We start from the raw sequence: 13,037 nt of genomic DNA, 5'->3' as shown, positions 1-13,037 counted from the left end.
ATTATTAACGCTTTTCCCTTCAAGGCCGGGGGAGTTACTACTAAATGAATGCCTGATTACAAATCAAAAAGACAAAGGTTTTATAATAACCTTCTAGTTACCATTACAACATCTACTCACCCTTATCTCAACTCCATCTTCTTTAACCCCTCCATACTTTCTTTGATACTCAGATAAGTATCTTCTGAATAGTCCTGTTCTACAAAACAAGACTTGATATTTTGACGTTTTGCTTCTTCAAGTAAAATGGGAAAATCAATTACTCCTTTCCCGACAGGAACAAAAAAATCATGGGGAACAATCTGATCATTGAAATAGACTTCATCCTTACTCCTCAAGTCTTTGAGATGTAGAGTGCTAACTCTTCCATTTAAACTTTGAAGTACCTCGGTAGCATTTAAACCCGCAATCTCCAACCAGAAGGTATCCAATTCAAATTTTACTAAATCACTTTCTAAGCGATGAGTTAGGATTTCAAAAATAGAAGTATTGTTTTCTTTTTGAAACTCAAAACCATGATGATGGTAGGATAAAATTATTCCCGCCTCATTGCATAGTTCGCCAGCTTTATTTAAAGCATCTGCCCATTTTTTATAATTTTCTACTCCCCTTTCTTCTTCAAAGATATAACCGAAAGTAAGATGTGTTAATCCTAATCGGTGAGCCATTTCCACCAAATGTTCGAAAGTATCAACATTCTCAATTTTTTGTATCCCTTTCTGTTTCGCCAAACTCCAGTTTTCAGTTAAATAGGTCCATTGAAAAAAAGAACTTGTGATGGATAAACCTACTTCTGATGCTATTGGTTGTAAGGATTGAACTTGTGGTAGTCCCATGCCTTCCAATTGCTTATAGCCAAAGTCTTTTACTTTTGTCAATGTCCCCAAAGGGTCTTTTTCTATTTCATTTCTTAAAGTCCAAAGTTGAATACCTAAGTTATCAACGTAAGAAGTTTGATCATTCATTGCATAAAGAGTAGTTGGAAAAAATGTCAGGCCAAAAGTGGATTGCGTTAAAAGTTTTAGAAATGTTCTTCTGTTATTTTTCATTTGATAAAAATAGAATCCATAACGCCGAAGACACTATCAATTTTATATCAAATTCTATTCAATTTGTAGCATTTTTCTACTGGATCAAAAAAATGAAGAGGTTTGAAGTAGCATTGCAGTAGTAAAGATGGAATTCAATAATTTATGAGACAAAAAAAATCAGCCCATTACGAGCTGATTCAATATTTTTTAAAGTGCTAACTGCTTTAAGAAGTCATTGTATTTATCTAACTCTTTAGGCACATCTGCATTTTTTTCCATATCATAAAAATGATGGGTATCTATTAATTCCATCCCTGTAAAGGCATTCATTCTGTGGAAACCGAACATCACACCATCGTCTACACTTCTTTCTTGGAAAAACTCCCCTTTCATGGTAAATGCAGTACTAGGAGCATTCCAACTTGTAGTCAATACATATTTTTTACCATGCAACATTCCACCTGTTCCATAATTGATAGCAGGATTTTTACGGCTTCTACCGTCACTCCTATAGATTCCATTTTGATGACCTGCTGTAAATACTTGATCAATGTATTCTTTAAAACCAAAAGGAACTTGAAACCACCAAATCGGTACATGATAGATGATTACATCAGCCCATTGGAAATTTTCAACCTCAGCTACTGGATCATATTCGTCTCCAATCTGAACTGTTCTAACGTTTATATCTTCTCTATCTGCATAATAATTGGCTGTAAATTCAGCTAGTGTTTTATTAAATCTTCCTCCTGAATGAGCAAATGGATGTGCAGCGTTGATAATTAGTATATTTTTCATGTTTTCGTTTTTTGATGATAATAAGTACCAAGCCAAGTATTGGATTATCAATCCGTTTGACTTGACAATTACAAAAGTAAAACACGAATTACTATCATAAAAATAATACATTTTATACCTTTGTATAAAAATTTTAATAGATAAGATTATGGTCAATTTAGAATGGTACAGAACTTTTAAAGAAGTTTATGAAAATGGAACGTTGACAAAAGCAGCCAATGCTTTGTATTCCTCACAACCCGGAGTGAGCGTGCACCTCAATGCTTTGGAAGCTTATATTGGTAAAAAGCTATTTGAAAGAACTTCTCGAAAGATGATCCCTACAGAAGAAGGAAAGTTTCTATATGAATATATCATTGGGTCCATTGAGAAATTGGAGAAAGCCGAACAGCATTTTAGAAGAACTTCTAAAGAGCGAAAACCTTCATTACATATAGGAATGTGTTCGGAGATGTTTCAATTAATTTTAGAGCCTAAAGTACCTCAACTAGAATTTGACCTTATTGCAAAATTCGGAAGTCATATTGATTTGATCAAAGACCTTAGTAATGGCCTTTTGGATTTGGTGATTACTCCAAAAACTCCTGACACCAAAAATCAACATGTGACATACACCCCATTTTCGAAAGAGAGAATCATTTTGATCGCAGGAAATAATGTGGATACGACCGAGATTGAAAAATTGATTGAAACAAAAAAATGGAAAGCTTTGGAGGACGTACTTCAAGAAAAGACTTGGTATAGTGCTTCAAATGAAATGGAACACTTCAGAAGGTTTTGGTTTGAGAACCTAGGGAAAAAGCCTGCTTTTAAACCAAATTATATTCTACCAAATATTACTTCTATCATTCGTTGCCTTTATCATGCTGAAGGAGTAGCATTAGTTCCAGACTTTTTATGTAAAGAAGCTATCGCTGAAGGTAAAATTAAATTAGTATGGGAAGGAAAAGTAAGTACTGACAATACATTATACTTTGCTTCAAGGTCTGATATTAAGTCAAAAGAGGAGCTAAAATACGTTGAAGAGATCTTTCAAGATAAATTTGAGAAAATAAATCAAATAAATTTTTAGACTAGAACAACTTAAAAAAACACTCATTTTCGGGATATCATTTCTCATCAAAAACACCAAAGTACACAGTGCATATAAAGAAAAAGTCAGTATTGTGTATTAAACAAAAAACTTATGATTAAAAAATTAGTTGATGAAAAGATAAATTTGTTACCATCCATTTACTTAATCAATCCTAATAATCAGCACCTTATCTCAACCTTTCCCGTTAATTGAGCTATAAGTTATTACAAAAATATAAATCCATTAAAAATCATGAAAAATTTAATCATCTCATCACTATTATTTTTCGGAACGTTATTCTCATTACAAGCTCAAACAATAGAAACTGAAGAAGGAACATTACATTACGTTAAAGAAAGAAGAGCTTTTGTCTCAAATGCGTTTGGTAAAGATGTAAACAACAACGATTTTAATGATATTGTTTACACTTACTCTTACAACCACAAAAGAGGTATTATGAAAGTACACGTGGTTAGTAAGCCTGAATACGAAATTTATGCAGAAGCTGAGGCTTCAAATGCAGCAATTCCAATGATTGAAGAATTTGGAATTGAATTAACAGAAATTCAACGTGAATCATATGCCTTGGATGGTCGTTATGAAATCACAATTACAATGCCTGTTGATAAAAATAAAGTCAATGTTGTTGAAGACTCAATGATGGCAAAATAATTTATCTCAATAGCAGAGAATTACAAAAGATACAACAATCGTCAAATGAAAGGATTAGGTGAAAGCTTAATCCTTTTTTTGTGTTAAAAAGGAAGATAAAGGCCCCTACTTTTTGCATAAAGCAGCAATTTTTTAATGTATTTATGGTTATATAAAATGTTATCAATCTATAAATAACCATTTCTATTGCTTCCTATTTCATTCTTCAAATGTCTATAAATAGGAACAAATACTCGGTCAAATTAAAAATATCAATCACTATACTTAGTCTTATGAGAAAAAATATCAATGCTCTATTTATCATTTTATGCCTTCCTTTTTTGACGTTGGCGAATACACCTATTGAAGTAAAAACCAATGTGAGCAATGCGACAGTCTATACCAATTCTGCAAGCGTGGAACGAAAAGCTGCTGTTGCTATTCCAGAGGGAAAATCTACCATTATTTTTAAAGGACTTTCTTCCTACCTTTTTACCAATACAATACAATTTCAAGCGAATGGTGTTAGGGTTTTATCCATAGACTACCAGCAAAATAATATCTTATTGAAAGATAATGATGCCTATCAAAAATTGATGGATCAGATCAAAGGTATCAAAGAGAAAATTAAAGAAAAAGACACCTATTTAGAGATTTTAAATAAGGATCTAGAGCTCTTAGAGGCCAATAAAACGATCAATTCCAATAACCTTAATATTGCAGAATTGAAAAGTGCACTCGCTTTTTTTCATGATAAAAGACTTCAAGTAGAAAAGGAAAAAAGCATTTACCAAAAAGAAATCAAAACACTAAGTGAAGAGATCAAAAAGCTACAAGAAGAAGCCAATGAGATCAGAAAGAAACATAAGACTTATTTTAAAGATATTTTGGTTACTGTGCAATCTGAAAAAGAACAAAATATAAAGTGTCTTCTAAAATATATTGTGAATAATGTAGGTTGGAACCCAACGTATGACGTGTTGGCTAAGGATATTAATTCTCCTTTTGATGTCGTTTTCAAAGCCAACATTTATCAAAATACAGGGATTGATTGGAAAGATATTAATGTCAGCATTGCATCAGGAAATCCATCAAAAGACAACACACTTCCCTATCTTGAACCTCTTTACCTCAACTTAGTTTCAGCCAATAGAAATAATTACAATATGCTTCAAGGTAAAGTGGCCGGTGTACAGATTGCTCCGCAAAAAAGTAGAATAGTACAAGAGTTTAATGATGATGATTGGGGAGCTAGTGATGAGATAGAGGAAGAATACATACAGGAAGTTGAAGTTTATTCAGGATGGAACATCGAAAGTACTTCTTTCCAAACACAGTTTACTTACAAAATACCTCAAAAATACACGATTAATGATGGCACAAGGGAAAAGGAAATTTCTTTGAAAAATGAAAAAATTGAAGCTCTTTACTCTTACAGAGCTATTCCTAAGCTTAACACGGATGTATTTTTGGTAGGAAAAGTTACGGATTGGGGAAAATACAATTTCATTCCTGGTAATGCCAATATCTATTTTGAGAATCAGTTTGTAGGCAAAACATTCCTGCAATCAAGTCAATCTACAGATACATTGGACATCTCTTTAGGCATTGATGAGAGCATTATTGTCAAAAGAGAAAGAGCTTATGAGATGGAAAAGAAGCGTTCATTTAGTAATAAAAAACGTACCAATAGAGTTTGGAAACTTACTGTAAAAAATAATAAATCATCGAAGATCAATATTGAAGTGCTGGATCAAATTCCGGTTTCTACCAATGATCAGGTGATTGTGACTCCATTGGAATTAAGCAAAGGACGTTTGAATAAGGAAGACGGTGAAGTAAAATGGGAGTTTTATTTAGAAGCTTCCAAAACCAAAGAATTAATTCTTCAATATGAAGTAGAATACCCTACCAAAGGGTTTGAACCTTTAGATATCAATTAATATCAATACTACATTGTTGGTCTATAACTTGAAGGGCCAACAATGTATTTTTTTATAAAAGCATACTATAAATTTTATTTTTTCTCTATATGTTCAATATTTGCAGCCTAATAAATATAAACCTATGAAGGGCTATCAATAGTGCATATCCTTCTTTCAAGACAAATTAAAAATACTAATGAAGCAACTATTATTACTACTGTTACTAACTGTATATTCATTTTTTGCTCTAGGACAAGATACCATCGAACCTAAATTAGGTGTAATATCAGAAGAAGAAATAAAGTTAACGCACTGTTCTTTTGATTCTGCTGCAGAAGCAGTAGTTCTTTTTGATGTCGGTGAAACTAAGTTTCTCGATTACTTAGATGGGTATTCTATTCGTACAACAAGGCACAAAAGAATAAAAATCTTAAATGAAGAAGGGGAACATTATGCCAGCGTCTCTATTCCTTTTTTTGCTAAAAAGGGAAAGGATTTCGAAAAAGTAAAAAATATCGAAGCCTACACTTATGTGATAGAAAATGGTCGTATCGTTGATAAAAAAGAAATTTCATCTGAGAACATATTCACCGAAAGAATCAGTGAATTCACCATGATTAAGAAATTTACTTTTCCTAATGTAAAGGAGGGTGTCATTATTGAATACAAATACGAACACATCACACCCTATATTTTTAAAATGCCACATTGGAAATTTCAATCAAAAATTCCAACTCTTCATAGTCAACATAGGGTATTTATGATTCCTTTTTTTGAGTACGTTAGGTTAGAGCAAAGAATAGATGAGTTTGATTATTACAATGTTGAAAAAGGAACAATTACAAAAGGCTATGGGAGCTTAGAATACAAAGAAATGATTTATACTTCTGTATTAAAAAATGTAGAAGCATTCAAAGATGAAGCATACATCACTTCAATCAATGATTATATCAAAAAAATTGACTTTCAAATTTCTAAAGTGACCTATAGTGACTTAACGGTAGAAGAAATAATCACTACCTGGGAGAAATTGATAACTTCATTGTACAACTTAGAACACTTGGGAAAGTATTTGAAAATTTGTAAAAGAATGGCAAAAAAGATGCTCCAAGAAGACTTAAAAGTAGAAGGCTTAAGTGATGCTCAAAAAGCTTCTGCTATCATTAATTATATGAAAAAAAATTTCATTTGGAATAAAGTTACCGGCTTTGGTACTTATGACACCCCCAAGGATGTGATCGATAAAAAGACTGGAGATGTAGCAGCCCTTAACTTATTAATGATAGCACTATTACAAGAAGCTGGTATAGAAGCTTCTCCAGCTATATTAAGTACAAGAGATCATGGAAAACTAAAAATGTCTTATCCTTTTACAAGCATGTTCAATTATTTACTTGCAAAGGTAACAGTAGGTGAAACAATTTTTCTTGCAGATGCTACAGCACCACTTCTTGAAGTCAATATGATTCCAACAAGATGTATCAATGAGTATGCATTAATACTTGATAAAAGTAAAGAGGTAAGTTGGTTGAAAATTGGATACAATATTCCTTCTGTCAAAAGAACGGAAATCAATATTTCTATTGATGAAGAAGAAAACATCGTTGAATCAGATGTGAAAGTGGTCGCGAACTTTTATCAAGGCTATAAACATAGAAAATTGTTTAAAGATGATACTGAAAAAATTGAAGAGTATTTTAAGAAATCACTATTTGACGAAGTGTCTGAAATAAAAAGTTTGAATTATGACAATATTAATCTTCCGTATACCATTTCATTTAAGGGACAATCAGGACTTTCAAGGTTAAATAATATACTTGTCATTGACCCTTTTCAAGGATTATCCATTAAGAGTAATTTATTAAAGCAACCTACTCGCGAATACCCTGTAGATATGCTTTACCCTAAAAAGAATCAATATATCATTAAAATAAAGATGCCAGATGGCTACGGTGTCAACCATTTACCTGCCCCCTTTTATATCAACAATGACGATATTTCTACTTATTTATCTTTTGGATACGATAAGAGAAATAATCAAATCATTGTGAATGGTGAATATTTTTTCAAAAAAGCAGTTTATCAACCTGAAGTTTATCAAGAACTAAAATCAGGTATAGATGCCATCGTCAAAAATTTCAACTTAAAAGTGGCAATAGAAAAAATTGATAACTAATATTCTATGGATCATACTTTAAACTAAATTACCCTCAATTTTCAATCTATCTTTTTGCAAGCTTCCATAAGATCTACTTTCAAGCTTACTTCTTCTTCATTTTTGTCTTAACACAAAAACGAAGCAAAAAAGTCAAGGCTTTGAAGTCAAAAGCTAAATTTCATTCCTTGAGCCTAAATGATTTTAAACTCGCTATGCTCAAACAGCGAAATCATTTTTAACGGCTCAATAAATGAAATTCTTAACGCTTTTCCCTTCAAGGCCGAGGGGTTTACTGCAAAATGATTGTTCATTAGAGGTCAAAAGAAAAGGGTTTGATAATGATCTTCTAAAGTGCAGTGCTGTAGGGGCGTTTTAATAAAACGTCTTAAAGAACCATAATGCATAACCATTAACGATTTTTCATTTTCACATTTTAGTTGCTAACGAGGCACCTATCCCAAGCTGTATTCTACTGAAAGTTAATGGTATAAATAAAATTAATATTGCTGTATAAATTTATCTTATACAGTCATAGATTTTATCACTTTGCCTTATTTTCATTCGCCTGTTATGTTTGCAATGTGATCAGAAACAAACTGATTCAGAAAACGAAAAATTATTTAATTATATATAGATATTACTATGTCACAAATCGGAAAACAAATTGTAGACTTCAACGTACAAGCTTACGCTAACAACGAATTTAAAGAAGTTTCTAAAGCTGACGTTTTAGGTAAATGGTCAGTATTCTTTTTCTACCCTGCAGACTTCACTTTCGTTTGCCCTACAGAATTAGAAGATTTAGCAAACTTATACGAAGAATTCAAAGCTACAGGTACTGAAGTATACTCTGTGTCTACTGATACTCACTTCGTTCACAAAGCATGGCACGATGCTTCTGAAACAATCAAAAAAATCAACTACCCAATGTTAGCAGATCCTACAGGAGTTCTTTCAAGAGGTTTTGACGTAATGATTGAGGAAGTAGGTTTAGCTGAAAGAGGTACATTCATCGTGAACCCTGAAGGCGAAATCGTATCTTACGAAGTAGTTGCAGGTAACGTAGGAAGAAACGCTGAAGAGTTATTGAGAAAACTAAAAGCTTTACAGTTCGTTGCTGCGAACCCTTCTGAAGTTTGCCCAGCAAAATGGAAAGAAGGAAACGAAACTTTAAAGCCTAGCATTGACCTTGTAGGTTTAATCTAGTCAAAAGTAATTATACACCCCAACTTAACTCTTGTCCCATCTTTTACGAAAGTAGAAGATGGGATTTTTTATTGAACGAAGATAAACCACTGTAAACTAAATTACCATAAACTTCCAATCCATTATTCTGCATGCTTTTATGTCCTACTTTCAAGCTTCTTTTATATCGCAAGTGTTAAGCCGATAGGCGTCACTTGTGATTAAATATTGTCTCCCGACTTCGAAATGAATGAAAGTGTGAAACTTATATTCGAAGTCGGGAGACTTCGCCAATGATCAGTTCCAAGTGACGCTAACGCTTAACACTTGAAACATGGTGGTTTTTCAACACTATAATAGGTTTTGCGACAGTCTCTCGCGAACCATAATGCATACCATCTACCATTCATAAAAAATGAATAATAATCAATAAAACTTAGCTTACAATGTGATAAAAGTAAAAAGGACTCTAGCCACAAGAATTCAACACCTCTGAATATCAAATCCTTAAAATTAAAATTTGACAAATAAATAGAGTAAGACTAGCTTCAATCTTCATTTCTAACTTTTACACCTCTATACTTAACTAATTGCAAGTTATTGATTTACATATGATTACATAGTACCACTTCATTTACCGGTACGTTACAAAATTATTCAGCACCTAAAAAACAGCTAGGGGTACGATTCTAAAATCATTCTTCCGTAACATTGTATCAACCTATTACTAATAAGGCTCTCTCAACCAGCAATAAAGCCTTAAGACGCATGTTAGAGATGCTCTTATAATAGGTCTGAAAATTAACTTACTTTTTGAAATGAAAATGAAATCACAATTACTTCTTATGCGTACCGTTATCCTATCGGTATTGGCATTACTAAGCTTAAACTATGGACTTTTCGCTCAACAGAGCGGTAGAAATGATGTAATTCTACAAGGTTTCCACTGGGAAGCTGCTGATGCTACTAAAAAAGATTGGTGGCAAAATCTGAACAGTAAAGTAGGAGATATTTCTTCTGCGGGGTTTGATGCCATCTGGCTACCACCTCCATCTGATGCGGCAGACAGAGCAGGTTATCTTCCTCGTAAATGGTATGACCTCAACTCCAATTATGGTACTGAGGCTGAATTAAGAACCTTAATTTCTAATCTTGGTAATAATAATGTACAGGCTATTGCTGACATTGTTATCAACCATAGAGTAGGTTCAACAGGATGGGCAGATTTTACAGAACCATCTTTAGGAGGTTGTTCTTCTATTTGTGCTGACGATGAGGTAAACTGGAGCGAGTACAGTACTGAAAAAGGTGCTGCTTGCGGTGATAACGACTCCGGAACTCAATATGAAGCTGCCAGAGACCTTAACCACAACTCTTTGACAGTTCGTGATGAGGTTAAAAAATGGATGAACTGGCTAAAAAATGATGTAGGGTATGATGGATGGAGATATGACTTCGTACATGGATTCAATGCCTATTACTTTGCAGAATACAACAACGCCACTTCTCCTTATATTTCTATCGGAGAACAATGGAAGCCTTACAACGAGATTGTAAGCTGGCTGAATGGAGCACAAAACACTTCATCTGCCTTTGACTTCCCTCTAAAATATACGTTACACGATGCCGTGAATGGCAACTACAACTATCTTAATGGCTTACCTAGTTTATTAGGTACACATGGCAATCAAGCGGTATCTTTCCTAGAAAATCACGATACTGAGCCCGTAAGATCAGAATATGGCAATAACTCATTTCCTAATGATCCTTCTAACAATTCCAAACTTTTACAAGGGTATGCTTATATCCTGACTCACCCTGGAATTCCTGTAGTATTCTATTCTCACTACTTTGATTATGGAATCAAGGATGCATTAAAAGACATGATTTCTATTCGTAAGGCCAACAATATCACGAACACTAGTTATGTGCAAGTAGAAGGTCAAAACGATAATTCTTACTATGCTGCTATTATTGACAATAAAGTAGCCATGAAAATTGGTGGAGGAAACTGGTCACCTGGAAATGGTTGGAACTTAAAAGTTTCAGGACCTGGATACGCTATTTGGGATAAAGGTACTGTAATCACACTTCCTGAGTTGACTTTAAATACTCCTAGTGGTAATTATTCAGCAGGTTGTGCTAACGTTTCGCTTACAGCAACTGAAGGTACAATTTATTACACTCTTGATGGTTCGACACCTACTTCAGCAAGTGCTGTTTATACAGGGGCGTTTGACATCTGTGGTAATCCAGGTGAAGTAAAAACGTTGAAAGCTGTTGCGATCAATGAAAATGGTTCTTCGGATGTAGTGGAAGGGGCTTATACTTTTAATGAAGCTTCTACAATGACCGTTTATTTTAAGGCGAACTGTAGTAATCCGAGTATTTATTTCTGGGGAGTTGTCGATGGAACAGCAACAACAACTTGGCCTGGTGTAAGCATGCAAGCTTCATCGAAATATGAAGGATATTATGAATATACCATTGAAGGTAGCTGTACAAATTTGATTCTATTATGCGATGGATCTAAGGTTACGGATGATGAAATGAATATTTGTGGAGATGTATGGTATGACAATGGATGGGTTCCTGAACCTCAACCCATCACTCCTGATACTGAAGCTCCAACTACATCTATTACTCCTGATGGCGGAACCTTTGACGGTAGTGTAACAGTCACTTTGTCTGCATCAGATAACGAAGATGCAAACCCTAAAATATATTATTCTACCGATGGAAGTACACCATCAGAAATAGCGTATGGTAGCACTACAATTACATTGACAGCAGATGCTACAATTCAATATTATGCTGAAGATGCATCTGGTAATACAAGTACTTTAGCAAGCTCTTCATTTACAGTGAATGAAAACAATACTGGAGGCGGTTTTAAAGTACATGTAAAAGGTTACAATATGATTTATCATTGGGGTGCGGTACCAAGTGGTAGTGTAGCGAATGCCGTTTGGCCTGGTGCCACAATGACGATGGAAAATGGATGGTATGTGTATGAATTCCCTGCCGGAGTTCAATCAACAAACTTACTTTTCCATGATAATAATGGTAACCAAACGGATGATATGACAAGAGATAAAGAAGGTTGGTTTGAAAATGGCCAATGGTCAGATCAAGCACCTCAACCGGCAAGTGGTTTGGTCGTTCATTACAAATCGACTTGGGGTAACAGCACAAGTATTCATTATTGGGGAGCATCGAATGGTACGAGTTCAAACTGGCCAGGAGAACTAATGACAGATGAAGGAAATGGATGGTATACTTATACCATAGAAGGTGCTACATCAAGTAACTTACTTTTCCATAATGGTGCTGGTGCTCAAACAGGCGACCTTAATAGAAGTGGTGAAGGCTGGTACAAAGACGGTACTTGGTATGCCTCTAATCCTGAAGGCTCCAACGGAAGAACTACAAATAGTCTGCTTCTTGAAGAAGACAACTTAAAGTTATACCCTACTATTGTTAGTAATCAATTCACACTGGATGTGAGTGTTACTACCCCTGTACCCTTTACTATGCAAGCATTTGATTTAAATGGTCAACAAGTTTTGACTTCTATTCATAGAACATTGGAAAGTGGCATATCCAAAATCAATGTTCCAGTAAAAGATTTGTCTAAAGGGCTATACCTTATTAAAGTGAGTGTAGGCGATAAGAAGTATGTTAAAAGGATTGTTATCAATTAATTCCAGCACTATCTAATATTTTTTAGGACAAGATTTTTTTCATCATTAGATAATAAAAAATGAGATAAAGTAGTAGAACATAATTGAACAAGATATTTAAACTTAAGATTTTAAATTCTAAAAATAGATTTTTTGAAAAGTGGCCTTTTGCCATGAAACAAGGACCTCACATCTATAAGATTGAAATGAATGAATAAAGATAAAGTTTGAAATTGTTCTACAACTATTTGAAGTTAAAATTCATTCACTCGTTTACGCTGGATAGTTTTAATTTCATTCCTAAACCATACACCTAGGAGTTTCTATAACTTCTAGGTGTTTTTTTGTAATAGGATTTTAGTAATCATTATACAGTAAACTGAATTATCGTTAATGATCATCAGAAAACCATTTCTTTTATAGAATTACACCCCAATTTTTCATGTACTATAGAACTTGATTTCATTAAAAATCACCTCACCTTATCACCACTAAAGAACTGATAACCCATTATATAACACCTATTTCAAC

General features: G+C 33.8%; 8 protein-coding genes. 6 read left to right on the top strand and 2 right to left on the bottom strand.

The window, feature by feature from the left end; translation table 11 throughout:
* Positions 1-122: 122 nt before the first annotated feature.
* Together PL77_RS18695 and PL77_RS18685 are read right to left on the bottom strand one after the other, a co-directional pair.
* Positions 123-1,049, bottom strand: a complete 927-nt coding sequence (locus PL77_RS18695; RefSeq protein ID WP_082026625.1) for a sugar phosphate isomerase/epimerase — start codon at positions 1,047-1,049, stop codon at positions 123-125.
* Positions 1,050-1,238: 189 nt separating this feature from the next.
* Positions 1,239-1,829 carry an NAD(P)H-dependent oxidoreductase gene (locus PL77_RS18685; RefSeq protein ID WP_044208751.1) on the bottom strand — a complete coding sequence of 197 codons (591 nt, stop codon included), beginning with the start codon at positions 1,827-1,829 and terminating at the stop codon, positions 1,239-1,241.
* A gap of 148 nt (positions 1,830-1,977) precedes the next feature.
* Here PL77_RS18685 and PL77_RS18680 point away from each other — a divergent pair, with 148 nt between their 5' ends.
* The 6 genes from PL77_RS18680 to PL77_RS30810 all read left to right on the top strand — a co-directional run bounded on the left by PL77_RS18680 (position 1,978) and on the right by PL77_RS30810 (position 12,527).
* Positions 1,978-2,901: a LysR family transcriptional regulator gene (locus PL77_RS18680; RefSeq protein ID WP_044208739.1), complete on the top strand. Its 924-nt coding sequence runs from the start codon at positions 1,978-1,980 to the stop codon at positions 2,899-2,901.
* A gap of 255 nt (positions 2,902-3,156) precedes the next feature.
* The gene (locus tag PL77_RS18675) at positions 3,157-3,576 is read left to right on the top strand and encodes a hypothetical protein (protein ID WP_044208738.1); all 420 of its coding nucleotides are present in this window, start codon (positions 3,157-3,159) and stop codon (positions 3,574-3,576) included.
* Between the two features lie 272 nt (positions 3,577-3,848).
* The gene (locus tag PL77_RS18670; protein ID WP_044208737.1) at positions 3,849-5,498 is read left to right on the top strand and encodes a mucoidy inhibitor MuiA family protein; all 1,650 of its coding nucleotides are present in this window, start codon (positions 3,849-3,851) and stop codon (positions 5,496-5,498) included.
* A gap of 178 nt (positions 5,499-5,676) precedes the next feature.
* Positions 5,677-7,656 carry a DUF3857 domain-containing protein gene (locus tag PL77_RS18665; RefSeq protein WP_044208736.1) on the top strand — a complete coding sequence of 660 codons (1,980 nt, stop codon included), beginning with the start codon at positions 5,677-5,679 and terminating at the stop codon, positions 7,654-7,656.
* A 624-nt stretch (positions 7,657-8,280) separates the two neighbouring features.
* Positions 8,281-8,844, top strand: a complete 564-nt coding sequence (ahpC, locus tag PL77_RS18660) for an alkyl hydroperoxide reductase subunit C (RefSeq protein WP_044208735.1) — start codon at positions 8,281-8,283, stop codon at positions 8,842-8,844.
* Between the two features lie 803 nt (positions 8,845-9,647).
* Complete coding sequence (locus PL77_RS30810; protein WP_172665899.1) at positions 9,648-12,527, top strand: starch-binding protein; 2,880 nt, start codon at positions 9,648-9,650, stop codon at positions 12,525-12,527.
* Positions 12,528-13,037 lie beyond the last annotated feature (510 nt).

Source organism: Flammeovirga sp. OC4 (assembly GCF_000812565.1).
Taxonomy (GTDB): Bacteria; Bacteroidota; Bacteroidia; order Cytophagales; family Flammeovirgaceae; genus Flammeovirga.
Note: the sequence above shows the minus strand (reverse complement) of the source record. Positions and strands in the feature narration are given on the sequence as shown.

Excerpts from the sequence above, each read along its gene's own strand:
- PL77_RS18670 (WP_044208737.1), top strand. The coding sequence starts at position 3,849 with ATGAGAAAAAATATCAATGCTCTATTTATCATTTTATGCCTTCCTTTT.
- PL77_RS18665 (WP_044208736.1), top strand. The coding sequence starts at position 5,677 with ATGAAGCAACTATTATTACTACTGTTACTAACTGTATATTCATTTTTT.
- PL77_RS18685 (WP_044208751.1), bottom strand. The coding sequence starts at position 1,829 with ATGAAAAATATACTAATTATCAACGCTGCACATCCATTTGCTCATTCA.
- ahpC (WP_044208735.1), top strand. The coding sequence starts at position 8,281 with ATGTCACAAATCGGAAAACAAATTGTAGACTTCAACGTACAAGCTTAC.
- PL77_RS18675 (WP_044208738.1), top strand. The coding sequence starts at position 3,157 with ATGAAAAATTTAATCATCTCATCACTATTATTTTTCGGAACGTTATTC.
- PL77_RS18695 (WP_082026625.1), bottom strand. The coding sequence starts at position 1,049 with ATGAAAAATAACAGAAGAACATTTCTAAAACTTTTAACGCAATCCACT.
- PL77_RS18680 (WP_044208739.1), top strand. The coding sequence starts at position 1,978 with ATGGTCAATTTAGAATGGTACAGAACTTTTAAAGAAGTTTATGAAAAT.
- PL77_RS30810 (WP_172665899.1), top strand. The coding sequence starts at position 9,648 with ATGAAATCACAATTACTTCTTATGCGTACCGTTATCCTATCGGTATTG.